This window comes from Serratia sp. (in: enterobacteria) (assembly GCF_051654945.1).
GTDB lineage: Bacteria > Pseudomonadota > Gammaproteobacteria > Enterobacterales > Enterobacteriaceae > Chania.
The window spans coordinates 22160-46313 of record NZ_JBOFZA010000028.1 but is presented as its reverse complement, the minus strand read 5'-3'; the positions used below and the strand labels follow the sequence as shown (position 1 = coordinate 46313).

At 55.0% G+C, this 24154-nt stretch carries 19 protein-coding genes and 1 riboswitch; of the genes, 10 read left to right on the top strand and 9 right to left on the bottom strand.

The window, feature by feature from the left end:
* The first annotated feature begins 297 nt into the window (after positions 1-297).
* The 3 genes from malE (at position 298) to malG (ending at position 4068) form a co-directional block, all read left to right on the top strand.
* Positions 298-1494 (top strand): maltose/maltodextrin ABC transporter substrate-binding protein MalE, encoded by a 1197-nt coding sequence (malE, locus tag ACRDCA_RS02560; protein WP_438688175.1) that lies wholly within the window; start codon positions 298-300, stop codon positions 1492-1494.
* A 93-nt stretch (positions 1495-1587) separates the two neighbouring features.
* Positions 1588-3165 carry a maltose ABC transporter permease MalF gene (malF, locus tag ACRDCA_RS02555; protein ID WP_438688174.1) on the top strand — a complete coding sequence of 526 codons (1578 nt, stop codon included), beginning with the start codon at positions 1588-1590 and terminating at the stop codon, positions 3163-3165.
* Positions 3166-3177: 12 nt separating this feature from the next.
* Entirely contained in the window at positions 3178-4068 is an 891-nt protein-coding gene (gene malG / locus ACRDCA_RS02550; RefSeq protein ID WP_438688173.1) for a maltose ABC transporter permease MalG, read from the top strand.
* Between the two features lie 137 nt (positions 4069-4205).
* Here malG and psiE read toward each other — a convergent pair whose 3' ends face one another.
* Positions 4206-4613, bottom strand: coding sequence for a phosphate-starvation-inducible protein PsiE (gene psiE / locus ACRDCA_RS02545; RefSeq protein WP_438688172.1), 408 nt, complete (start codon positions 4611-4613; stop codon positions 4206-4208).
* Between the two features lie 224 nt (positions 4614-4837).
* On the opposite strand from psiE, the gene ACRDCA_RS02540 reads away from it, so the two are divergent.
* Positions 4838-6274: a capsule assembly Wzi family protein gene (locus tag ACRDCA_RS02540; RefSeq protein ID WP_438688171.1), complete on the top strand. Its 1437-nt coding sequence runs from the start codon at positions 4838-4840 to the stop codon at positions 6272-6274.
* Positions 6275-6336: 62 nt separating this feature from the next.
* On the opposite strand, the gene pgi is transcribed toward ACRDCA_RS02540, so the two are convergent.
* Positions 6337-7983 carry a glucose-6-phosphate isomerase gene (gene pgi / locus ACRDCA_RS02535; RefSeq protein WP_438688170.1) on the bottom strand — a complete coding sequence of 549 codons (1647 nt, stop codon included), beginning with the start codon at positions 7981-7983 and terminating at the stop codon, positions 6337-6339.
* Positions 7984-8320: 337 nt separating this feature from the next.
* A riboswitch (Lysine riboswitch) is annotated at positions 8321-8512 on the top strand.
* A 110-nt stretch (positions 8513-8622) separates the two neighbouring features.
* On the opposite strand from pgi, the gene lysC reads away from it, so the two are divergent.
* On the top strand, positions 8623-9990 hold the full coding sequence (gene lysC, locus ACRDCA_RS02530; protein WP_438688169.1) for a lysine-sensitive aspartokinase 3: 1368 nt from the start codon (positions 8623-8625) through the stop codon (positions 9988-9990).
* Between the two features lie 258 nt (positions 9991-10248).
* The gene (panS, locus tag ACRDCA_RS02525) at positions 10249-11169 is read left to right on the top strand and encodes a ketopantoate/pantoate/pantothenate transporter PanS (RefSeq protein WP_438688168.1); all 921 of its coding nucleotides are present in this window, start codon (positions 10249-10251) and stop codon (positions 11167-11169) included.
* A 52-nt stretch (positions 11170-11221) separates the two neighbouring features.
* Here panS and ACRDCA_RS02520 read toward each other — a convergent pair whose 3' ends face one another.
* Complete coding sequence (locus ACRDCA_RS02520) at positions 11222-12871, bottom strand: Na/Pi cotransporter family protein (RefSeq protein WP_438688167.1); 1650 nt, start codon at positions 12869-12871, stop codon at positions 11222-11224.
* 311 nt (positions 12872-13182) lie between these two features.
* Here ACRDCA_RS02520 and ACRDCA_RS02515 point away from each other — a divergent pair, with 311 nt between their 5' ends.
* Together ACRDCA_RS02515 and ACRDCA_RS02510 are read left to right on the top strand one after the other, a co-directional pair.
* Positions 13183-14436: an FAD-dependent oxidoreductase gene (locus ACRDCA_RS02515; protein ID WP_438688166.1), complete on the top strand. Its 1254-nt coding sequence runs from the start codon at positions 13183-13185 to the stop codon at positions 14434-14436.
* The gene (locus ACRDCA_RS02510; protein WP_438688165.1) at positions 14433-14705 is read left to right on the top strand and encodes a ferredoxin family protein; all 273 of its coding nucleotides are present in this window, start codon (positions 14433-14435) and stop codon (positions 14703-14705) included. The genes ACRDCA_RS02515 and ACRDCA_RS02510 overlap by 4 nt, the downstream gene beginning before the upstream one ends.
* On the opposite strand, the gene ACRDCA_RS02505 is transcribed toward ACRDCA_RS02510, so the two are convergent.
* The 5 genes from ACRDCA_RS02505 to ACRDCA_RS02485 form a co-directional block, all read right to left on the bottom strand.
* Entirely contained in the window at positions 14702-15640 is a 939-nt protein-coding gene (locus tag ACRDCA_RS02505) for an electron transfer flavoprotein subunit alpha/FixB family protein (protein ID WP_438688164.1), read from the bottom strand. The genes ACRDCA_RS02510 and ACRDCA_RS02505 overlap by 4 nt on opposite strands.
* The gene (locus ACRDCA_RS02500) at positions 15637-16440 is read right to left on the bottom strand and encodes an electron transfer flavoprotein subunit beta/FixA family protein (protein ID WP_438688163.1); all 804 of its coding nucleotides are present in this window, start codon (positions 16438-16440) and stop codon (positions 15637-15639) included. The genes ACRDCA_RS02505 and ACRDCA_RS02500 overlap by 4 nt, the downstream gene beginning before the upstream one ends.
* A gap of 12 nt (positions 16441-16452) precedes the next feature.
* Complete coding sequence (locus ACRDCA_RS02495; protein ID WP_438688162.1) at positions 16453-17787, bottom strand: MFS transporter; 1335 nt, start codon at positions 17785-17787, stop codon at positions 16453-16455.
* A 232-nt stretch (positions 17788-18019) separates the two neighbouring features.
* The gene (locus ACRDCA_RS02490) at positions 18020-19474 is read right to left on the bottom strand and encodes an FAD-binding oxidoreductase (RefSeq protein WP_438688161.1); all 1455 of its coding nucleotides are present in this window, start codon (positions 19472-19474) and stop codon (positions 18020-18022) included.
* A gap of 70 nt (positions 19475-19544) precedes the next feature.
* Positions 19545-20330 carry an SDR family oxidoreductase gene (locus ACRDCA_RS02485; RefSeq protein WP_438688160.1) on the bottom strand — a complete coding sequence of 262 codons (786 nt, stop codon included), beginning with the start codon at positions 20328-20330 and terminating at the stop codon, positions 19545-19547.
* Between the two features lie 455 nt (positions 20331-20785).
* On the opposite strand from ACRDCA_RS02485, the gene ACRDCA_RS02480 reads away from it, so the two are divergent.
* Positions 20786-22066 carry an MFS transporter gene (locus ACRDCA_RS02480; protein WP_438688159.1) on the top strand — a complete coding sequence of 427 codons (1281 nt, stop codon included), beginning with the start codon at positions 20786-20788 and terminating at the stop codon, positions 22064-22066.
* Positions 22067-22086: 20 nt separating this feature from the next.
* Positions 22087-23535, top strand: coding sequence for an FGGY-family carbohydrate kinase (locus ACRDCA_RS02475; protein WP_438688158.1), 1449 nt, complete (start codon positions 22087-22089; stop codon positions 23533-23535).
* Between the two features lie 37 nt (positions 23536-23572).
* Here ACRDCA_RS02475 and ACRDCA_RS02470 read toward each other — a convergent pair whose 3' ends face one another.
* Positions 23573-24139 (bottom strand): glycerol-3-phosphate responsive antiterminator, encoded by a 567-nt coding sequence (locus tag ACRDCA_RS02470; protein ID WP_438688157.1) that lies wholly within the window; start codon positions 24137-24139, stop codon positions 23573-23575.
* Between the last annotated feature and the right edge of the window lie 15 nt (positions 24140-24154).

Genomic DNA, 24154 nt, shown 5'->3' with positions numbered 1-24154 from the left:
ATGGCAAGGGGGGGTAATCATCCGTAACAGGATTTTTCATGGGGGAGGAGATGGGAGGATGAGAGAACGACGATGGACGGCTAAAGTTCCCGGCATAAGGCAAATCTGTGATCGCCCCTGCAAAAATAGCCCTCCCTTTTAGTGTCCGACACCACAGAATAGAGCGGTTTGCTAGCTGGATCACACTACTCAGCCATGGGGCGTAGACGGGGGGAGGATGAGAACACAGCGGGTTGTGACCCACTATTAACGCGTAACCGCTCTCCTTACCGCAGTCCCCACAGAAGGATTGGATTTATGAATCGCACAATGACAACAACCGTACGCACGCTGGCGCTTTCGGCATTAACGACGCTGGTGCTCTCCTCCTCCGCGTTCGCCAAGATTGAAGAAGGCAAACTGGTTATCTGGATCAACGGCGATAAAGGCTATAACGGCCTGGCCGAGGTGGGTAAAAAGTTTGAGAAAGACACCGGCATCAAAGTGACCATCGAACACCCGGACAAACTGGAAGAGAAGTTCCCGCAGGTTGCCGCTACCGGTGACGGCCCGGACATCATCTTCTGGGCTCACGACCGTTTCGGGGGTTACGCGCAGTCGGGCCTGTTGGCAGAGATCCATCCTTCCAAAGCCTTCCAGGAAAAAATCTATCCGTTCACCTGGGATGCCGTGCGCTTTGACGGCAAGCTGATCGGCTACCCGATCGCGGTGGAAGCCCTGTCGCTGATTTATAACAAAGACCTGATCAAAGACGCGCCAAAAACCTGGGAAGAGATCCCGGCGCTGGATAAAGAGCTGCGCGCCAAAGGCAAAAGCGCCATCATGTGGAACCTGCAAGAACCCTACTTCACCTGGCCAATCATTGCCGCCGATGGCGGTTACGCCTTCAAGTTTGAAGACGGCAAATACAATATCAAGGACGTGGGCGTAGCCAACGCCGGTTCACAGGCTGGCCTGCAATTTATCGTCGATCTGGTGAAGAACAAACATATCAACGCCGATACCGACTACTCCATTGCCGAAGCGGCCTTCAACAAGGGCCAGACGGCAATGACCATCAACGGGCCATGGGCCTGGACCAACATCGAACAAAGCAAAATCAACTATGGTGTGACGTTGCTGCCAACCTTCCAGGGCAAGCCGTCCAAGCCGTTCGTGGGCGTGCTGACCGCCGGTATCAACGCCGCCAGCCCGAACAAGGAATTGGCGACCGAGTTCCTGGAGAACTACCTGATCACCGATCAAGGTCTGGCTGACGTTAACAAAGACAAACCATTGGGTGCCGTGGCGCTGAAATCGTTCCAGGAGCAGTTGGCGAAGGATCCGAAGATTGCCGCCACCATGCAGAACTCGCAAAACGGTGAAATCATGCCAAACATCCCGCAGATGAGTACCTTCTGGTACGCGATGCGTAGTGCCGTGATCAACGCCATCACCGGCCGCCAGACGGTGAAAGCGGCACTGGAAGATGCTCATACCCGTATCACCAAGTAATACCCTGGCCATTGGCGGGCCGTGATGCCCGCCTTTGCCCTGCTGTGCGGGAGGCAGTCGGTCTCTCGCGGTAACACCTGAAAGGAAAGCCCTATGCAACTAACTCACGCCGGCACACCTGCGCGAAAAAAATCGAAGTGGTGGCAGAGTGACCTGCTGAAATGGCTGATTGTCGGCCTGTTCAGCCTGGTGACCTGCTATCTGATTGTGGTGATGTATGCACAGGGAGAATATCTGTTCGCCATCCTGACGCTGGTGTTGGTCAGTGCCGGGCTCTACGTGTTCGCCAACCGCCGCGCCTACGCCTGGCGCTATGTGTATCCAGGCGTCGCCGGGATGGGGCTTTTCGTTCTGTTCCCGCTGATCTGTACCATCGCCATCGCCTTTACCAACTACAGCAGCACCAACCAGCTGACCTTTGAACGCGCCCAGTCGGTGCTGATGCAGCGCCAGTTCCAGACCGGTAAGACCTTCACCTTTGGACTGTATCCGGCAGATAACCAACAGTGGCGTTTGCAGTTAACTCATCCAGATAACGGCCAGTTGCTGATTTCCGAGCCATTCAGCCTCACCGGCACTGAGCCGCAAACGCTGAAACTGGCGGTAGAAAGCGCTGAGCCTGCCGGTGAACGCGCTACGTTGCGCGTGATCACTCAGAATCGCCAGACCTTGAGCCAGCTTGTCGCCATCCTGCCGGAGGGCGGTGAACTACGCATGAGTTCCCTGCGTCAGTTCTCTGGCACCAGCCCGCTGTATACGCTAGCCAAAGACGGCAGCACGCTGACCAATAATCAGACCCAGGTACACTATCGCCCTAACCCGGAAATCGGTTTTTATCAGGCTATCAACGCCGAGGGCAATTGGGCTACCGATACGCTCAGCCCGGGTTATACCGTCACGATCGGCTGGAAAAACTTCTTACGGGTGCTCAATGATGAAGGGATCCAGAAGCCGTTTATCTCCATCTTTGTCTGGACCATTATCTTCTCGGTGTTGACCGTGATCTTCACCGTTGCCGTTGGCATGGTGCTGGCCTGCGTGGTGCAGTGGGAAGCGCTGAAAGGCAAAGCGGTATATCGGGTACTGCTGATCCTGCCCTACGCGGTGCCTTCGTTTATCTCTATTTTGATTTTCAAAGGGTTGTTTAACCAGAGCTTCGGTGAAATCAACCTGATGCTCAACGCGCTGTTCGGCATCAAGCCGGCCTGGTTCACCGATCCGCTCACCGCCAAAAGCATGATCCTGGTGGTCAACACCTGGCTGGGTTATCCGTACATGATGATCCTGTGCATGGGCCTGCTGAAAGCCATTCCCGACGATCTGTATGAAGCCTCGGCAATGGACGGCGCCAGCCCGATGCAAAACTTCTTCCGCATCACCCTGCCGCTGCTGATCAAGCCGCTGACGCCGCTGATGATTGCCAGCTTTGCCTTCAACTTTAACAACTTCGTGCTGATCCAACTGCTGACCCGTGGCGGGCCGGACATGATCGGCACCACGACACCGGCCGGCTATACCGATCTGTTGGTGAGCTATACCTATCGCATCGCGTTTGAAGGCGGTGGGGGTCAGGACTTCGGGCTGGCGGCGGCCATTGCCACGCTGATCTTCCTGTTGGTTGGCGCACTGGCAATCCTGAACCTGAAAGCCAGCAAGATGAACTTTGACTAAGGGAGAACGACAATGGCCATGGTGCAACCCAAATCCCAGCGCGTACGCCTGTGGATCACCCATATTCTGATGCTGAGCTTTATTGCCCTGATCATGTTCCCGTTGCTGATGGTGGTAGCGATTTCGCTACGCTCCGGTAACTTTGCTACCGGCAGCCTGATCCCGGAGCAAATCTCCTGGGATCACTGGCGGTTGGCGCTGGGGATGAGCGTCACCCAGGCGGATGGCAGCGTGACCCCTCCACCTTTCCCGGTGCTGCTGTGGCTGTGGAACTCGGTTAAGGTCGCGGCAATCACCGCGGTGGGGATCGTGACACTCTCTACCACCTGTGCCTATGCCTTTGCCCGCATGCGTTTTCGTGGCAAAAGCACCCTGCTGAAAAGCATGCTGATCTTCCAGATGTTCCCGGCGGTACTGTCTTTGGTCGCACTGTACGCCCTGTTCGATCGTCTGGGGCAGTACATTCCGTTTATCGGCCTCAACACCCATGGTGGCGTGATATTTGCCTATATGGGCGGCATTGCGCTGCACGTCTGGACCATCAAAGGCTACTTCGAAACCATCGATAACTCGTTGGAAGAGGCCGCCGCTCTGGACGGTGCCACACCTTGGCAAGCGTTCCGCCTGGTGCTGCTGCCCCTGTCAGTTCCGATCCTGGCGGTGGTATTTATTCTGTCGTTTATCGCGGCGATCACCGAAGTGCCGGTGGCTTCACTACTGTTACGTGATGTGAACAGTTACACGCTGGCCGTAGGCATGCAGCAATACCTCAATCCGCAGAACTACCTGTGGGGTGACTTTGCCGCCGCAGCGGTGCTGTCCGCCATTCCGATCACCGCCGTATTCCTGCTGGCACAACGCTGGTTGGTCGGTGGCCTGACGGCGGGTGGGGTGAAAGGTTAATGATGTGCCGGGCTCGGTTGGGCCCAGTCATGGTGAGATTTTGCGTTTAGGCCACTGCAATACGTTTGATGTACTTGGTTTCTCTCTGAAAAGTCTCTGTGTCTTTGGCGGCCTGCGCGGGCCGCCATTTTTATCGGCTACTCCCGCTTCAGCCGATCGGTATTGGCCAAGTACAGGGTCACTACCAATACTAATATTGCTCCGGAATAAATCAGCGTATCGAAAGGGTTCTCATGATCAACGATGATCAGGCGAATAATCGCGGTAATGCCAATATAGATAAAGTAACGTAGCGGGAAGTGATAACCCGACTCAAAGTATTTAACAATCAAGGCGATAAACTCAAAATACAAGAAGTAAATCACGATGCCTTCGATCAATTGATACGATGAGGATTTCTCATTATCAACAAATAATACTTTCGCCAAATGAAAGGTTTCTTTGACCAAAAAAACCACCAAAATCGCTGCCAATAGTAGCAATCCCACGTTCAAAACCCGCTGTAACCCTTTTGCTATCATCAATGAGCGCGATGTTTTTGCCATGACTTCTCCCGTCCTTCTGTCATTCATGAGTGTCGAAAATGCCTTATGGGCTTTTTCCTAAAGTTGCGCTGATTGTTTACTTCCAAACCAATTAACCTATTTTCAATCAGTTGCGTGAATTCATTACGCTTGTATATATTTGTAGCAAATTGAAATGTCCTCTATCATGGGCATAGCCTTAGGCATTATGCCTATAAATTCCAGTAATTAAGAAAGGAACTTTCATGCGAGCTAAACTTCACGCACTGGTCGCGGCGGGCCTTTTCACCTGTTCGTTTGCCAGCTACGCTGGTGGACTGGTGACTCCTGATAACGATCTGCGCAATGACCTCGCCTGGTTATCCGATCGCGGTGTGATTAACGTCAGCCTGTCTACCTGGCCACTGAGCCAGGAAGAGATCAATTCGGTGCTGGCGCAAGCCAAACCGGTGACCAACACCGAGAAAAACGTCATCGACCGCGTACAGCGCCGCGTGGGTGACTTGAAAGCCAACATTACCGTCACCGGCTACACCTCCACCGACAAACCGGGCACGCCGCAGGGCTTCGGTCAGAGTCATTATGCCGACAGCAGCCTGACCATCGGCGCTGGTGCCAACGGTGAGTTCTGGGATGTGCGCCTGCAAGGGGCAGTTGAAGGCGATCAGCGCGTCTCTGATGGTTCCAAATTCAATATGAACGGTTCTTACGGTGCCATCAAAGTATGGAACCAATGGCTGTCATTTGGCGAAGTCTCTCAATGGTGGGGCCCAGGCTATGACGGCAGCCTGATCCGTTCCGACGCGGCTCGCCCGGTCGCTGGCTTTATGCTGCAACGTGCCGATCAATCTCCGTTTGAAACACCTTGGCTGTCCTGGATCGGTCGTTGGCAGTACCAGATCACCGCAGGCCAACTGTCACAATACACCGCTGTTCCTGACACCAAGCTGATCGGTGGCCGTCTGACCATGATGCCAACCGACTTCCTGGAACTGGGTGCCTCACGTATTATGCAGTGGGGCGGCGAAGGTCGTACGCAATCCTTCAGCTCATTCTGGGATGGTTTTACCGGCCGTGATAACGACGACTCCGGCCAGGGTAACGATCCGGGCAACCAGCTTGCCGGTTTCGACTTCAAGCTGAAAATGCAGCCGTTGATCGGTATGCCGGTCAGCCTGTACGGTCAGTTGGTAGGGGAAGATGAAGCTGGCTTCCTGCCATCACAAAACACCTACCTGCTTGGTCTGGAAGGCCACCCAGAGTGGGGCCCTACCGTGATCAACTGGCATATTGAAGGGGCGGATACCCGCGCCGATATGAGCCGTAAGAATTATGTCTATACGCACCATACCTATAAAGACGGTTACTACCAGCAAGGTTACCCGCTGGGCCACGCCATGGGCGGTGACGGTCAAATGCTGTCCGGCCGGGTAGAGCTGGTACTGGAAGATGGCCAACGCTGGAGCACCCGCCTGGTGTACGCCAAGGTGAACCCGATGAACCAGAGCATCAACCAGGCATTCCCGAAATCCGACACGCTGAAAGGCATTCAGTTGGGTTGGGGCTATACCTTCCCTCACCAGGTGAAGTTTGATACCAGCCTGTGGTACACCGATAACAACAACAGCACCGCCGATGACGTGGGTGCCGGTGTCAGCATGGCAGTACCGATCAATCTGTGATCCCTACAGACGTCAAAAAACCCGCCGAGGCGGGTTTTTTATTGGCTGCAATTCAGAACCACTTAACGCCAGGCTTTAAAGCGATTGATCAAGCCGTTGGTTGAGGTATCGTGGCTGGTTACCGCTTCTTTGCCTGCCAGTTCCGGCAGAATACGGTTAGCCAGCTGTTTGCCCAACTCTACGCCCCACTGATCGAAGGTGAAGATGTTGAGGATTGCGCCTTGGGTGAAGATCTTGTGTTCATACAAGGCAATCAGGCTGCCCAGACTGAACGGAGTGATTTCACGCAGCAGGATGGAGTTGGTTGGGCGGTTGCCTTCAAACACTTTGAATGGGGCAACGTGCTTAACCTCTTGCGGCTTTTTACCCTGTGCGGCGAACTCTTCCTCGACCACGTCCAGTGATTTACCAAACGCCAGCGCCTCTGTCTGTGCGAAGAAGTTCGACAGCAGTTTGGCGTGGTGGTCGCTCAATGGATTGTGGCTGATGGCTGGCGCAATAAAGTCACAAGGAACCAGCTTGGTACCCTGATGGATCAGTTGATAGAACGCATGCTGGCCGTTGGTGCCTGGCTCACCCCAGATAATCGGGCCAGTCTGGTAATCTACCGGATTGCCGTTACGATCAACGTACTTGCCGTTAGATTCCATGTTGCCCTGTTGGAAGTATGCGGCAAAACGGTGCATATACTGGTCATACGGCAAGATCGCTTCGGTTTCTGCGCCGAAGAAATTGTTGTACCAGATGCCGATCAGTGCCAACAGCACCGGCAGGTTTTGCTCGGCAGGCGTTTGGGCAAAGTGCTTGTCCATCTCATGCGCACCGCTCAGCAGTTGCTCGAAGTTTTCAAAGCCCAGAGACAGCGCGATAGACAGGCCGATGGCGGACCACAGAGAGTAACGCCCCCCCACCCAGTCCCAGAATTCGAACATATTGTCGGTGTCGATACCGAACTCGGCCACCGCTTTACCGTTGGTAGACAGCGCGGCGAAGTGTTTGGCAACGTGCTGTTGATTGCCTGCGGTGCTCAGGAACCAGTCGCGCGCGCTGAGGGCGTTGGTCATGGTTTCTTGAGTCGTGAAGGTTTTAGACGCCACCAGGAACAGCGTAGTCGCCGGGTCCAGCGGTTTTAACGTTTCGGCGATATGGGTGCCGTCTACGTTGGAAACAAAGTGCATGTTCAGATGGTTTTTATACGGACGTAGCGCCTCGGTCGCCATATAAGGGCCGAGGTCTGAACCACCGATGCCGATGTTGACTACATCGGTAATCGGTTTGCCGGTGTAACCTTTCCAGTCGCCGCCGATCACCCGGTCGCAGAACTGTTTCATCTTCGCCAGCACCGCATTGACTTCCGGCATCACGTCCTTGCCATCGACGATGATTGGCGTATTGCTGCGGTTGCGCAGCGCAACGTGCAACACGGCACGATCTTCCGTGCGGTTGATTTTCTCACCGGCAAACATCGATTTGATCGCGCTTTGCAGATCGGTTTCTTTCGCCAGTGCCTGCAGCTTCTCCAGGGTTTCTGCGGTGATGCGGTTTTTGGAATAATCCACCAGCATCTGATCGTTAAAGGTGGCAGAGAACTTGGAGAAACGCTCACTATCCTGAGCAAACAGGTCACGGATCTGGACGTCTTTCATTTGTTCAAAATGTTGCTGCAGGGCTTGCCAAGCAGCGGTTTGACTAGGATCGATATTTTTCATAGCGGCGCTCTTATGCTTGAGAATGAATTTGAGGTGATTGACCGATTGTAGCCTGTTCGTCTGTGATTATGATCTCTTTTCTTGCGATAGGCGTTAACTGTCAGTTCGCCACGCGCCATTTTTACCTTTCCACAACAATCTGCTGATATTTCAGCTAACAGCCTGTTATCACTACGCTGAAACGGACCTCTGGCCACGCTTTTCTCTTCATGCTCGGTCCGCGTTATTCGGTCGCCCTGCCCCCTCCAGCCCGCAGATGAAAATCCCTCAACGTCTGCCCGTTGACAGCAGCGCTCAAACCCGTTATTCCTAATCACCTACTTGCACATCCGTTGTGCAAGCCAGAAGAGGCGCGTCGCCCAGGTAGAGTGTCAGAGGAGCCCGTATCCGATGACGACACAGGAGGGGGAGCGACGCCGAGGCGAGATGCTTGCGGCAATCATCACGTCGGCTACAGGGGCTGAATCCCCTGAGTTGTCACCATGGGCTGCCCGAACGGCAGTCAGCAAGGTGGGGCGCTTCTGGGTGTATCGTAGCCTCAACCTCTACGCCTGCTCCCTGTTTACCGCTCTTCCCTTGTGCCAAGGCTTATGGAAATAAAATGCCAATTTGAATGGCGTCCCTGACACGAGGTTTTACATGACTCAAGCAGCACCCCAAAACGCAACCGTAGTAGCCAAATTCGGCGGCACCAGCGTGGCCGATTTCGAGGCGATGAACCGCAGCGCCGACGTAGTACTCTCCAATCCCGATGTCCGTTTGGTGGTGCTTTCCGCCTCTGCCGGTGTCACCAACCTGTTGGTCGCTCTGGCCGACGGTTGCGAAGCTGAAAAGCGCCATGAGCAGCTAGCAGAGATCCGCCGCATTCAATACGCCATCCTTGAACGCCTCGATAACCCGGTGGTGGTGCGCGAAGAAATCGACCGTATGCTGGAAAATATCACCACGCTGTCGGAAGCCGCTGCGCTGGCGACCTCTGCCGCGCTGACTGACGAGCTGGTCAGCCATGGCGAACTGATGTCTACCCTGCTGTTTGTGGAAATTCTGCGTGGCCGTAAAGTGCAGGCTGAATGGTTCGACGTGCGTAAAGTGATGCGCACCGACGACCATTTCGGCCGTGCTGTGCCAGACGCAGCTGCGCTAACCGAATTAGCTCAAACCCTGTTAAAACCGCGCCTGCAACAGGCATTGGTGATCACCCAGGGCTTTATCGGCTGCGAACCGAAAGGCCGCACCACCACGCTAGGCCGTGGCGGCAGTGACTACACCGCGGCCCTGTTGGGCGAAGCGCTGGGAGTTAGCCGCGTGGATATCTGGACCGATGTTCCAGGCATCTATACCACCGACCCACGCGTGGTGCCTGCCGCCAAGCGTATCGATAAAATTGCCTTTGAAGAAGCGGCGGAAATGGCGACCTTCGGTGCCAAAGTGTTGCACCCGGCTACCCTGCTGCCCGCCGTACGCAGCGACATCCCCGTCTTCGTCGGCTCGAGCAAAGATCCTGCCGCTGGCGGCACGCTGGTGTGCAATACCACGGAAAACCCGCCGCTGTTCCGCGCGCTGGCCTTGCGCCGTAAGCAAACCCTGCTGACGCTGCACAGCCTGAACATGTTGCACGCACGCGGCTTCCTGGCCGAAGTGTTCAACATCCTGGCCCGGCACAATATCTCGGTCGATCTGATCACCACCTCGGAAGTCAGCGTAGCATTGACCATGGATACCACCGGATCCACCACCACCGGCGGCAGCCTGTTGACGACCTCCCTACTCACCGAATTGTCATCACTGTGCCGGGTAGAAGTGGAAGAGAATCTGGCGTTGGTCGCCCTGATCGGCAACAAGCTGTCACAGGCTTGCGGCGTCGGTAAAGAGGTGTTCGGCGTACTGGATCCGTTCAATATCCGCATGATCTGTTACGGAGCCAGCAGCTATAACCTGTGCTTCCTGGTGCCGGGCGATGATGCGGAACGCGTGGTACAAACGCTGCATCACAATCTGTTTGAGTAAGCCCCTCACCCTAACCCTCTCCCAGGGAGAGGGGACAGAACGTGCCACAGGTTAATATCTGCACTTACCTGTAGCTCCGGACTCGCCCCCTCTCACCACCACAGTACGCAGGGCATCCTTGGACGCCATATCGGGAGAGGGCCGGGGTGATGGGAGATTGATTGGCCTTAACTGAATCTACAGAGGCTCAGCGCACTGAGCCCGCTACAACACACACCACTACCTCCCGTTCAATATTGGCAAAGGATAACCTCTCTCATGCTGGCAAAAATCACTCGTTTATTCCCCTTATGGGCCGTGCTGCTCTCCATTGCGGCCTACTACAGCCCGTCAACCTTTACCGGTCTCAGCCCCTACGTCAGCATACTGCTGATGTTGATCATGTTTGCCATGGGCGTCACCCTGCGCCTGGACGACTTCAAACGCGTGCTGTCGCGCCCCGGCCCGGTAGCGGCGGGGATTTTCCTGCATTACCTGATTATGCCGTTGGCCGCCTGGCTGCTGGCAATGCTGTTCCGTATGCCACCCGATCTCTCCGCCGGTATGGTGCTGGTGGGCAGCGTAGCCAGCGGCACCGCCTCCAACGTGATGATCTATTTGGCGAAAGGTGATGTCGCGCTATCGGTGACCATTTCGGCCGTTTCTACGCTGGTTGGCGTTTTTGCCACTCCGCTGCTGACACGCCTGTATGTCGATGCCGAGATCAGCGTGGATATCATGGGAATGTTATTAAGCATTCTGCAGATCGTGGTGATCCCGATTGGGCTGGGCCTGATCGTCCATCACAGCTTCACCAAAACCGTCAAACGGGTTGAGCCTTATCTGCCAGCCCTGTCGATGGTCTGTATTGTGGCAATCATCAGTGCGGTGGTGGCTGGTAGCCAGAGCCATATTGCCTCGGTCGGCTTTGTGGTGATTATCGCGGTGATCCTGCATAACGGCATCGGTCTGCTAGGGGGCTACTGGGGCGGAAAAATGCTCGGGTTCGACGAATCCACCTGCCGTACGCTGGCCATTGAGGTCGGTATGCAAAACTCCGGGCTGGCGGCAACGCTGGGCAAGATTTACTTCTCACCGCTGGCCGCATTGCCGGGTGCGCTGTTCTCTGTGTGGCACAACCTGTCTGGCTCACTGCTGGCAGGCTACTGGTCAGGTCGCCCAATCAAGAAACTGGATTAATAACCAGCGGGCGCAGCATGCCCATGCTGCGCCCCCGATTTTCCAGCATCCTTTACGGCGTTCTAGGGTTTTCTTCCCAGTCACGGTCGTCATCTTTCTCATCCTGATCGAGCGCGTTATAGGCCACCGCACAAAACAGCGAGTTGAGCCGTTTCATATCCCCCAGTAGCGCCAGATGCAGCGAACTGGTTTCGATACTTTGTACGTTTTGCTGATGCAGGCGATCGACGTGCGCATGGGCATAGCGACGATCCAGGATACGGAAACGGTGCTTGGCACGGCGTAACCGCTTGGCGCTGGTGATATCCCCGGAGAGAAACACCGACAGGCTCAGGCGTAAGTTATCGGTCAGTTTTTCATGTAACTGATCGAGTTCGGCCAAGCCTTCAGACGAGAATGAACTACGCACCCCATGCGATTGATCCGCGACATCGCTGGCCATACGTTCGATGATATCGCCAGCCTGTTCCAGGTTGAGGGCCATTTCGATGATCTCCGCCCAGCGGCGCGAATCCTCCTCCCCCAGATCTTCTCTCTGGATCTGTGCCAGATAAAGCTTGATGGCGGTGTACAACACGTGAACATCATCGTCCAGGCGGCGAACTTCTTTGGCCTGGATGCGCTTACCGTGCAACACCTCATGGTGCAGGATCATCATATGCTCAACCACATCCCCCATCCGCAGGGTTTCCCGCGCCGCGTTGGCCAGTGCCAGGCTTGGCGTATCCAGTGCACTGACATCGAGATGGCGTGGCCGCAAACGGGGATCTTCCGAGGGCGCATCGACGATCCACGTTTCGCACAGACGCGCCATCGGCCCGGACAGCGGTACCTGTAGCAGACAACGCACCAGGTTGTAGAACATGTGGAAATAGATCACCAACTCTTCTGTATTACCAGGCAGCCGCTCCATACCGTGCGCAATCAGCGATACAAACGGCAATACCAGCGCGCTACCCAGCAATTTGAACAGCAGGCTACCCAACGCCACGCGCCGGCCTGCGGCATTCTGGCCGCTGGTGTTAAGCATCACCAACAGGCCGCTGCCCAGGTTGGCCCCGATCACCAGACACAGCGCTACCTGTAGAGAGATCACGCCCGAGGCGGTCAACGTCGCGGTCAACAGCACCGCCGCCAGGCTCGAATAGCTGATAATGGCAAACAGAGCACCGATCAATGCATCGAGCATCACATCGCCGGTCAGCGACGAGAAGATGACTTTAACGCCATAGCCCTGAGTGATCGGCGTCGCGGCTGCCACAATCAGTTCCAACGCCAACACAATCAGGCCAAGGCCAATGGCGACGCGTCCCATCTGGCCGACACGGGTTTGCTTGCGGCTGAGGAATAAAATCACGCCGACAAAAATCAGCAGTGGCGAAAGCCAGGAGAGGTTGAAGGTCAGCACGCGCGCCATGATCGCTGTGCCAACATCGGCCCCGAGCATAATCACCAGCGCAGGCCCAAGCCCCACCAGCCCTTGTGCGACAAAGGAAGAAACCAGCAACGCCGTCGCATTACTGCTTTGCACCAACGCGGTGACACCGATACCTGCCACAAACGCCAAGGGTTTTTTCTCTATGCTGCTGCTCAGAACCTGGCGCAGATTGGCACCATAGACTCGCATAATGCCGGTGCGGACGATGTGGGTCCCCCATACCAGCATGGCAATAGCGGAAAGCAGATTAAGAAGGGTCAACACGGAAGGCTCGCTCCATTGACGCCCGGCAGGCACCACAGGCTATCCCGCCTGCCAGGCGCCAGTTAAGCAGGACAGCGGCAAATCATGTCGTTCTATCTAGAGAGAGGGAGAGCTCACCATGCAATGATCAAACGGTGCGACAGCGAAATCATGCAACTACCCGAAAACTAACAGTTTGTAATTGTAGCCCAATTTGGCTGCCCTCGGGTGGGAATCGGCCTCGGGTGTGTAAAAACTGTGCAGAATCAATGAACTCTAAAGCACGAATGTTATTCTAACCGTTACACTTCAACCCTTGGTAAACAATGCTGATGGAACACCCAGGTTTTGAGGCCATTATCGTTGGCGGTGGCGTTGCGGGCTGCACGGCGGCACTGCTTTTGGCACGCGCTGGCATCAATACCTTGTTATTGGAGCGGGGTACTCAGGCGGGCAGTAAAAACGTCAGTGGTGGCAGGCTGTACACTCACGCCTTGGCAGGACTGTTGCCGGATTTTGCCGCCTCCGCCCCGCTGGAACGCCATATCACCCAGGAAAGGCTTTCGGTGCTGAGCGGCGATAGTGCGGTGACGCTGGATTTTCGCCACACCTTGCCCTGTTCCTACAGCCTGCTGCGCGCTCGTTTCGATCCTTGGCTGTTGGCGCAGGCGCAAGCCGCTGGTGCGCAATGCCTGACTGGCGCGCTGGTCGATGAACTGATCGTGCAGCAAGGCCGGGTTGTTGGCGTTATGGCGGCAGGAGAAGCGTTATACGCCAACACGGTGATCCTGGCGGAAGGGGCCAACACGTTGCTGAGCGAGCGTACTGGATTACAACCGAAGCCACCAGCCTCAACGATGGCGATTGGCGTGAAGGAGGTGCTGGCACTGCCGCGCGAACGGTTGGAAGAGCGTTTCGCACTGGAAGATCATCAAGGTTGCGCCTGGCTCTTCGCTGGTCAGCCCACGCAGGGCAAAGTCGGCGGTGGCTTCCTGTATACCAACCGCGATAGCCTGTCGCTCGGCGTGGTGTGCAATCTCTCCAGCCTTACCGATAGCCAGGTGGCCCTGCCGCAGATGCTGCAACAGTTCAAACAGCACCCTGCCGTGCGACCTTTGCTGAAAAACGCCGAGCTGCGCGAGTACAGCGCCCACCTGATCCCCGAGGGGGGGATGGCAAGCATGCCACCACTTTACGGCCCCGGCTACCTGTTGGTTGGCGATGCCGCCCGGTTGTGTATCAATACCGGGCATACCGTGCGGGGCATGGATCTGGCAATGCTATCGGCACAGGCCGCAGCGGAAACCTTGATTGCCGGGCAGGAGCTGCGGCATTATCCTTTGCGGCTGCAACAAGGCTCGCTCTGGGCGCTGATCCAGCAGTATCGCCGCCTGCCGGAAATGATGCTGCAATCGCCGCACTGGTTTAACCGCTACCCACAGTTGGCAGCGGACGTGCTGCAAGAGATGTTTGAGGTTAATGGAAATTCCCCTACACCGTTGCGTAAGCTACTGTGGCGCCATGCGCGCCGCATCGGCCTGAAGCAATTACTGAAAGATACCGTCAATGGAATGCGCAGTTTATGAACCAGCCCGATCTCAGCCACAACCATTATCAGGTGGATCACGCTAACCCACACATCATTCTGGCCGATGCACAGGATCGGATGATGTTGATGCGTTTGGTGCTCGCCTGCCCGGCCGGATTATATCAATTCCAGCCGGACGGCAGCCTGCGTTTCGACGTGCAGGGCTGTCTGGAATGCGGCACCTGTCGCCTGCTGTGTGGGGAAGAAACCATCACCCGTTGGCGCTATCCACAGGCGGGTAACGGGATTGAATTCCGCTTCGGTTAAAGGGCTTTCGACAATGCCGCCAGCACCTCATGCATATCGCCCACAATCCCCACGTCAGCCTGGGCAAAAATAGCTGACTGCGGATCCTGGTTGATCGCCACAATAAACTTGCTGTGGCGGATACCGATGGCGAACGCCGGAGCGCCGGAGACTCCGGCGGCGATACACACTTCGGGAGCAATGATGGCGCCGGACATGCCCAACAAGCGATCCATCTCACACCAGGCGTTCATCACCACCGGCCTGCTGGCTGCTACCTCCGCCCCCATGCGGGCGGCCAAATACTGTACATTGGCTACCTGTTCGGCACTGCCAACCCCTTCTCCGATAGCCAATACATAGCGTGCCCGACTTAGTGGCGATTCTGCGGGTTGCGGTGAACTGATCGAGGCCAATAGCCACGCTGTATCGGCTATATTGGCAGGTTCAAAGCGTTGGGCTGCAACAGGGCTGGGCACTACCTCCACGCTTGCCGCACCGCTGCGGGCCACACTCAGGCACCAAGGTTCCCGCGTCATCGCCAGTTCGGCGGTGAGATGATTACCGTAGGCCGCTTTGGTGACCCGGCATTCCGCACCATTAATCTGAGCCTGCTCCACGGCACAACAGGCAGAACCGCCACTCCGATAGGCCAGACGCGTTGCCCACTCGCCACCTTCATCGCCTGCAAACAGCATTAGCCGTGGTTCGAAGGCGTGCCGCATCTGCTCCAATACCGCTATCCGCACTTCTGCCAACCGGGGAGTGCTGACCCAACGTATATGCGCCACTTCACCGCCCAGGCGTGGCAGGTTTTGCGGCGCTTCATCGCTGAAAAGCCACAGTTCCAGGCGCTCTGCGGTAAGCTGGCTCAGTTGCAGGAACTGATTGATCTGGCTTGCCTGGGTATGAAAACCGGGAGCATCCGCATCCAATATCAACGCAATATCCATCATGACCACCGTTCACCAAGATAAGCCTGGCACAGCTGCTGCACTTTCTGCTCCACGCTGTCCCCCTCAATCACGACCCCGGTACGTCGATGTTCTACATACGTTAAGCCGCGCAGATGCACATCACCGGCAGGCTGTTCCGTCATCGCCAGATCGGTAGGTGATAAACGTTGGATCTGCCGTTTACCCGCTGCCAGCTTCTGCCGCAACGTGGGAACGCGTAACGCACTCGCCTGTGGCGAGTTCCCCACCACCACTACCAAAGGAGGCATCACAGTCAACACCTCCTGACCATAAGCGGTTTGCCGGGTAACCCGTAGCGCCCCCACCTGTTCGGCCGCTGCTAGTTGGCAAACGCCGGTGATACAGGGCCAGCCAAGGCGTTCTGCCAACATCAAAGGAGTTTGGCTATTTTGCCCCTCGAGGCTTTGTGCGCCCATGACGATCACCTGCTGCGGGGCAATCTGTTGCTGATAAGCCGCGACCAACGCGGCAACCGTTGCGGGATTAAAGCGTAAATCCCAATCCGCAGGCGGCTCAATGCGTACTGCCAGCTGATATTCCAGCGCCATCAATTGCTTCAGCGCCGGTTCGGCCATCGCATCGGCCACCGTCAAGACGCTCAGGTTAAGGTCCATCTCATCACGCAGCATCAGTACCATCTCCGCCGCGCTTTCGTCGTAGCCGCTTAACAGACACCGGGCAAAACGGGTGTCAATCTGTAACCCTTCATCGGGCTGCCAATCGCTCTGTGCCAACATGCCCAGATCCGGTGCGACCTTAATCGCCAACAGCAGGTTCATCCGTTTCTCCTGTCAGTGGGCGATTAACGGCTTTACCGAGGAGGCGCCCACCAGCGTCATATCCTTGGTTTCCGGTGCCCACAAGATTGAGACTACCGCCCCCAGCACCAACACGCCGGTCAGGATCAGCATGGTGCCTTGCAGACCCAACGAAAGCATCGACAGCGGCAATAAGGCGGTACCAATAGCCGATCCGAGCCGACTCATCGAAGTGGCAAAACCGACGCCCAATGAACGAATATCGGTCGGGAAACTTTCCGCCGGGAACACCCCGACCAGATTGCTGACCGCCGAAATCGTCAGCGTAAAGATGGCAAACAGCAGCAACATCGCCCCCTGCCCTGGCGGTACAAAGGCCAATGCCCCCAGGCTGGCGGCCAAAACCCAGAACGCGCCAATCAGGAAGCGACGGCGCGGTAACCATTGGGTCAAGGCAATCCCCATCACCGCCCCCACCATCAGCAAACCATTGAGCAGCAGGTCGGTAGCAAAGCTTTGGCTTTGCCCTAATGTGGTCAGGATCGAGGGCAGGAAGGTATAGATGGCGAAGTAAGGGATCACCAGACAGACAAAGAACAGGCTGTTGAAGGCGGTGCGCCGCCAGTAACGCGGCGAAAACAAGGTGTGCATATGGCGTGCGGTTTCTACCGGGATTTCGTCATTGAGGATCACCTGCGGACCAAAACAGCGCAGCACGACCAGATGCGCCTCGGCGATCCGCCCCTTGCGCATCAGCCAACGTGGCGACTCCGGCGTGCCGATGCGTAATAGCATAATCAACAGCGCAGGCACGGCGCTTGAAGCCAGCAGCCAACGCCAGGACTCTGGCCCCAGATCGGCCATAAAATGACCGGAAAACCCGGCCGCGACGTAGCCTAACGTCCAAATCACGCTAAAAGATCCCAGCAGGATGCCACGATGCTTACGCGGAGCGAACTCGGCCAGCATGGTATGGCCGACGGCATAATCGCCCCCTAGCCCGATCCCTACCAGTACCCGTAGCCAGAACAGCTGTTCCGGCGTGGTGGCGAAAAACTGCATCACGGAAGCCAACGTGATGATGACAAAACTGAAGCTGAAAATTTTCTGGCGGCCAATATGGTCGGAGACCCAACCCAATACCAGGCTACCCAGGAACAGGCCAATCAGCGCCGAACTGCCGATCATCCCTTCCCAAAATGGCGTCAGGCCCATTTGCGGCTTGAGCTGGGCCAGCGCAAAACCAATCACCCCCAGCACATAGCCGTCGGTCAGGTGTGCGCCAAAGGTCAGCCCCGCCATTTTAAAATGAAAAGCGTTAAGCGGAATATCATCCATGCGCACTTGCCGAGGCAGCCGTGATGTCATCGTTACCCCCAATTACTGCGCTAAAAAACCATGACATAAGGGGGGTTAGTTACGGCTATGTTCCCCCTCACTCTAACCCTCTCCCAAAGGAAGAGGGGACCGAACGAGCCACAACTCAACTTCTGCGTTTATCCGCAACTCTGGACTGATAAGCCGGAGACTTCCCCCGCCTCAACAGCAACTCCGCACCCCATTCCTCTCCTTTTGGGAGAGGGACGGGGTGAGAGTGCCTTTATTTTTCAATCGGATAAATGGTGCCGGTATTCATGATGCCATTCGGGTCGTACACCTCTTTCAGCGCCTTGAGGATGTAGTAGGCACTGCCGTGTTCATCCTTGGTCCAGTGCACGCGGTGCTTACCAATGCCATGGTGATGCACCATCGAACCGCCCTGCTTGATGGTCTCTTCCACAATGATTTTATTCAGTGGGTTGTGATACTTGTCGATCTCTTCTTCCGGCTTGCAGTCCACCACGTTGTAGTCGTACACGAAGTACATATTGGTGCCGTTGATATAGCTGTGTGACGAGTGGCCGCCCAGCATAGTGATATCACTGGCATGTGGGAACTCATCGCGGATGCGGCGGATCACATTCTCGTAAATCGCATTGATGCAGCCCCAATCGCCAGAAACTTCGGTGGTGAAGCCCATGTTGTTGGTCTTCATAATCTGCACGCGTTCTGCCGCCACTTTTTCCGGGCCCCAGTTCAGATTGTTGAACCAGGCTTCAATCAGCTTGCTGTCGACCTTGTTACATTCCGGATAGCGTTTGACAATTTCATCAATCCCCGCGCCGGTCGCCTGGGCAATCCCTTTGGCCCCTTCGGCCATAAAGATCAGCACACATTTACCTTCGGCGAAGTGGGTAAAGTGCTGGGTGCCGTCTTCTGCATCATACAAACGGGCAATGGAAGGACGATAGCCTTCGACCATCACTTCACGCAGGATGTCGAAACCGGTTGGCATGTTATCGAGGATATAACCGTAGAACAGGTTGTTTTCCGGCATATATTTAAAGATTTTCACCGTCACTTCGGTGATAAAGCACAGCGCGCCTTCGTTACCGATAATCACGTGGCGGATATCCGGGCCAGCGGCACGGCGCGGCACGTTTTTAATGCGGGTGATATTGCCATTCGGGAACACGGCTTCCAGCCCAACCACCATGTCTTCGATCGCCCCGTACAGCGTGGAGAACTGGCCGATACTGCGCGTCGCGACCAGGCCGCCCATCTGGGCCAGCGGTTTGGACTGCGGGGAGTGGCCGGTAGTGTAACCCTGGGCGCGCAATTGATTTTCCAGCACTTCTAACGGTACGCCGCACTGCGCCGTCGCCTGCATATTACGGATATCGATGTTGATGACCTTGTTCATCCCGGAGCCATCCAGCACTACGGAATTCTTCACCACCGTTTCCAACCCGCCTTCAGTGGCCGAAGCCCCGGTGCGCGGTACGCCAGTAATGCCGTGCTGATTCATAAACGCCAGCACGTCGGAAACCTGTTGGGTATCGGCCAACTTCACCACGGCCGCAGGCAGCGGTTGAGTAAACACGCCGTGAATATCGGCATATTTGCGGAAACGGTCTACGCTATTTTTTTGCAGCACTTTTTCATCGGTAATAATCCGCTCAGGGCCAACCATTTCTTTTAACTGAACGACAATTTCTTCACGGGATAGAGACATAACCAACCCTTCCTAATTTAAGAATAGATAAAATGAGCTTAAGTAAAATTAAAAGGAACCACCCATTAATTTAGCGAACCAAATAACCCCCATCGACTACCAACAAATGACCATTAACATAATCTGAGGCACGACTAGCTAAAAATACCATTGCGCCCATCAAGTCTTGTGTTTCACCCCAGCGATTGGCTGGAATATGGTCAAGTACGCGCTTATTGGTTTCAGGATTTTTACGTGTTTCTAGCGTAATGTCTGTCGCATAATAGCCCGGAGCAATACCATTCACCTGAATATTATATTGCCCCAATTCGTCGCAATAAGCTTTGGTGAAACCCGCCAACGCATGTTTAGTGGCCGAATAAGCCGGTGACCACTGGCCGCCCAGATAAGAGAACAGGGAACAGATATTGATTATTTTCCCCTGTTTTTTCGGGATCATGATTTTTGCCGCTTCATAGCTCAATTCAAAGGCCGCGGTCAGGTTGATGTCGATCATCGGATCCCAGTCTTCACGGCCGAAATCCAATACCTTATTCAGCTTACAGATACCGGCGTTGTTCACCAGAATATCCACTGAACCAAAGGTCTCCAGGCACTGGCCAATCACTCTGGCAGGCGCACCTTTTTCCGTGATATCTACCTGCATGAACTCAACCTTAACCCCTTGCTGCTCAATCATTTCGCGGGTTTGGCCCTTATCCATGATAAAGCTTGGAATGAACAGATTAGCACCGGCCTTGGCCAACGCCATGGCAAATGCCTGCCCCAGACCACTGTTACCACCGGTGACAATGGCGGTTTTGCCTTTTAGCGAGAAGAAATCTAATGAGAACTCATTTAACGCGTTTGTTGACATGATTTTGCCCCTTGGTCCGGAAAAAACGCAAAAAAAAAGAGAAAAGCAACCTCCCCTGCGCTTGGCAGAGAAGTTACTTTTCTCATCGTCTCTAGTAACTGGCAAAAAAAGTAACACATTCGATCCCGACTATTCCGTGATGCCAATCACAAATTCATTTCTTGGCGAGCAGGATTAAGATTAATTACTGACGTCACTTATTTACCCCCGTTTAATACGGTGAATTACTGCACGATTAGGATCTAACCAAATGGTCCCACCTCGGTTTTGTGATAACTCTCACAGATGAAATACAGCCTGCCGTGTTATTTATTAACGCAGTTACTGAAAGAGACGAAGAGAAAAGTAACTTCCTGCACTGCGGGAAGCTTGCTTTTCTCTTTTTTTGTTTAACGCGATGTACCCAATAACGGTTAAATTAACAATTAATGGGTATATTTATGCGGAACTTTACCATGGAAAAAAATAATTCCCACCGTTGGTTAACGCTGGCAATAATAAGTATCAGCGGCGGAGTAAGTTTCGATCTCGCCTATCTGCGTTATATTTATCAAATCCCGATGGCCAAGTTTATGGGATTCTCCAATACCGAAATCGGCTTGATTATGAGCACCTTTGGTATCACCGCGATTATTCTCTACGCCCCTAGCGGGATCATTGCCGATAAGTTCTCTCATCGCAAGATGATGACCTTCGCGATGATCGCCACCGGCCTGTTGGGGCTGCTGATGGCGGTCTACCCGCCATTCTTGGTAATGATCCTGATCCAGGTCGCCTTCGCAATCACCACCATCCTTCTGTTGTGGTCAGTCTCGATCAAAGCCGCTTCGCTGCTCGGCAACCATGAAGAACAGGGCAAAATCATGGGCTGGATGGAAGGGCTACGCGGCGTTGGCGTGATGGCGCTGGCGGTATTCACCATGTGGATTTTCTCGCTGTTCGCGCCGGAAAACCCTAATAGCCTGAAAGCGGTGATCCTGATCTACAGCGGCGTGTATATCCTGTTGGGCATTCTCTGCTGGTTCTTTGTCACCGACGGCTTTGTCAGCAGTGACGAAACCGAGAAACCCCATAAATTCAGCCTGGGCGATATTCTCTCGGTGCTCAAAATCAGCACCACCTGGTATTGCAGCATGATCATCTTTGGCGTCTATACCATCTACGCCATCCTCAGCTACTCCACCAACTACCTGACCGAAATGTACGGTATGACCCTGGTCGCCGCCAGTTATATGGGGATCGTGATCAACAAGATCTTCCGGGCCATGTGCGGGCCACTCGGTGGGATCATCACGACTTATACCCGGCTGAAATCGCCGACGCGGGCCATCCAGTTGCTGGCATTAGTGAGCATTGCCACCCTGGTGGTATTGCTGATCACCAATCAGAACCCGACTTCGGTAGCCGTGGGTATTGGCCTGATCCTGTTGCTGGCCTTCACCTGCTACGCCTCACGCGGGCTGTATTTCGCCTGCATCGGCGAAGCCAGAACGCCAAAATACATTATGGGCACCACCGTGGGGATCTGCTCGGTAATCGGCTTCCTGCCTGATGTGTTTGTTTATCCGATTATCGGCCATTGGCAAGACACCCTGCCCGCCGCCGAGGCCTATCACAACATGTGGTTGATGGGATTGGGTGCCACCAGCCTGGTAGTCGTGTTCACCTTCCTGCTGTCTAACAACATCAAGCGCGCTGGCGCCAAGAACACAGCGACACAGCCGGTCACCGAATAATTATTTCAAGGAGTTGCGATATGAAGAGCAAGTATCTGATGGGCGTGGACGTGGGCACCCAAAGCGCCAAAGTGGTGATTTTTGATCTGGACGGCAACGCAATTTGCGAAGGGAAACAGCAGCTACGCAAGATGGATATCCCGGCACCGCTGCTGGCAGAACATCCAGATGATGACCTGTGGGACTCACTGAAGGTCGCCTTCCGCCGTGCTATGCAACGTTTCGACGAACGGGGTGGTAAACCGCAGGACATTCTGGCGATGGGCATCTGTATCGTGCGCTGCTGCCGGGTACTGTTGCAGGAAAATGGTGAACTGGCCTATCCGGTGATCAACTGGATGGATAAGCGCCTGAACAAACCTTACGAATATATCGATGCCTATCAAGGCGTGCGTTATGTGACGACCACGTCGGGTTACATCACCCATCGCCTGACCGGCGAGTTCAAAGACACCTGCGCCAACTACATCGGTTGGTGGCCGATGGACAACGACAGCCTCGATTGGAGTACCGATCCCGCCGCCTGGCAAAGCTGCAACCTGACGCGCGACATGGTGCTGGACGTAGTGAAGCCAGGTGACATCCTCGGTCATATCACTCAGCAAGTCGCTCAGCAGCTTGGCATCCCCGCAGGTATTCCTGTGGTTGCTACCGCGCATGACAAAGCGGTGGAAGCACTGGGCGCCGGTTCACTGGATGAAGGCGTGGCGCTGATTTCCCTCGGAACCTATATTGGTGCCATGGTTCACGGCCATGCCAACGTGAAAGATGCCCAAAACTTCTGGCCATTCCAGGCCTCGATCCCTGGCCGTTACCTGTATGAATGCATGGGCGTGCGGCGCGGTATGTGGACCATCAGTTGGTTCCGCGATCAGTTTGGCGCGGCTGCCCTGTCGGATGCCCATGATGCCGGAACCAGCATTGAGGAGTTACTGAATCAGGAGGCAGAACGCGTTCCTGCGGGTTGTGAAGGACTCATCACCGTACACGACTGGGCACCACCATCAGAAGCGGAGTTCCGTAAAGGAGCCATGATTGGCTTCGATGGCCGCCACACCCGCGCCCATATGTACCGCTCGGTGCTGGAGGGCATTGCCTTCACCATGAAGAACCATATGGACAAAATGGCGCTGGAGCTGAAAACCCCGTTCAAGCACCTGATCATTTCTGGCGGCGGGGCCAACAGCGATCTGTTTATGCAGATCTTTGCCGATGTGTTTGGCATCCCTACCAGCCGTAACGTGATGAAAGGGTCGGCGGCGGTTGGCTGCGCCATCAATGCCGGGATGGCCGTGAACGTCTTTACTGATTACGAGCAGGCCGCGCAGAAGCTGGTACGAATGGGGGACAGTTTCGAACCGAATATGAAAAACCATCGGTTCTACAGTCAGCTCAACCAACAGGTGTATCAGCAGGTGAATAAACATCTGGATCCACTGTTACAGGCGCTCAGTCCATTGGTCGATTAAGCAGGTGAGGGCACCCGTCGCGGTGCCCTTCTCACGATTACAGCTTCAGCTTCCACACTTGGTGATTAGTGGTGGCGACGGCGATGGCCCCGGCATTCAGCGCAGTTTGTGCATCATCCTCATCGCACACCAGACCGCCGGCAATGATCGGCAGGTCGATCTTTTCTGCCACCCAACCGAGCACCTTAGGCATACAACCCGGCAGGATTTCGATGCAGTCCGGCGTCGATTGCGCGACCTGCTTGTCGATATTGTGGAAAGAGATCGAATCCATGATAAACAGCCGGTGAATTGTGTAGAAGCCTTGCTGACGCGCCGCCTTCACCATTGAAGCCTTAGTGCTGATAATGCCGTCCGCCGCCGTGACAATCTTCAGAAAATTAATCACGATCTCCTTGTTGGAGCTGCCCTCCAGCAAATCAACGTGCACAAAGGCATACTTACCCGCCTCTTTCACCTGCTGCACAATACGGCCAATATTGCAGATGTTGCCGTACAGCACCGAGATGATCTGGCAGTCCGACTTCACCGCAACCTGTAGGCTTTCATTATCTTTTACCGCTGCGATCACCGGATGCAGCTTTAACAGTTCGTCGATAGACACGTTGTTCCCCTGTCT

Coding starts and splice junctions, on each gene's coding strand:
- malE (WP_438688175.1), top strand. CDS start 298: ATGAATCGCACAATGACAACAACCGTACGCACGCTGGCGCTTTCGGCA.
- malF (WP_438688174.1), top strand. CDS start 1,588: ATGCAACTAACTCACGCCGGCACACCTGCGCGAAAAAAATCGAAGTGG.
- malG (WP_438688173.1), top strand. CDS start 3,178: ATGGCCATGGTGCAACCCAAATCCCAGCGCGTACGCCTGTGGATCACC.
- psiE (WP_438688172.1), bottom strand. CDS start 4,613: ATGGCAAAAACATCGCGCTCATTGATGATAGCAAAAGGGTTACAGCGG.
- ACRDCA_RS02540 (WP_438688171.1), top strand. CDS start 4,838: ATGCGAGCTAAACTTCACGCACTGGTCGCGGCGGGCCTTTTCACCTGT.
- pgi (WP_438688170.1), bottom strand. CDS start 7,983: ATGAAAAATATCGATCCTAGTCAAACCGCTGCTTGGCAAGCCCTGCAG.
- lysC (WP_438688169.1), top strand. CDS start 8,623: ATGACTCAAGCAGCACCCCAAAACGCAACCGTAGTAGCCAAATTCGGC.
- panS (WP_438688168.1), top strand. CDS start 10,249: ATGCTGGCAAAAATCACTCGTTTATTCCCCTTATGGGCCGTGCTGCTC.
- ACRDCA_RS02515 (WP_438688166.1), top strand. CDS start 13,183: ATGGAACACCCAGGTTTTGAGGCCATTATCGTTGGCGGTGGCGTTGCG.
- ACRDCA_RS02510 (WP_438688165.1), top strand. CDS start 14,433: ATGAACCAGCCCGATCTCAGCCACAACCATTATCAGGTGGATCACGCT.
- ACRDCA_RS02505 (WP_438688164.1), bottom strand. CDS start 15,640: ATGATGGATATTGCGTTGATATTGGATGCGGATGCTCCCGGTTTTCAT.
- ACRDCA_RS02500 (WP_438688163.1), bottom strand. CDS start 16,440: ATGAACCTGCTGTTGGCGATTAAGGTCGCACCGGATCTGGGCATGTTG.
- ACRDCA_RS02495 (WP_438688162.1), bottom strand. CDS start 17,787: ATGACATCACGGCTGCCTCGGCAAGTGCGCATGGATGATATTCCGCTT.
- ACRDCA_RS02490 (WP_438688161.1), bottom strand. CDS start 19,474: ATGTCTCTATCCCGTGAAGAAATTGTCGTTCAGTTAAAAGAAATGGTT.
- ACRDCA_RS02485 (WP_438688160.1), bottom strand. CDS start 20,330: ATGTCAACAAACGCGTTAAATGAGTTCTCATTAGATTTCTTCTCGCTA.
- ACRDCA_RS02480 (WP_438688159.1), top strand. CDS start 20,786: ATGGAAAAAAATAATTCCCACCGTTGGTTAACGCTGGCAATAATAAGT.
- ACRDCA_RS02475 (WP_438688158.1), top strand. CDS start 22,087: ATGAAGAGCAAGTATCTGATGGGCGTGGACGTGGGCACCCAAAGCGCC.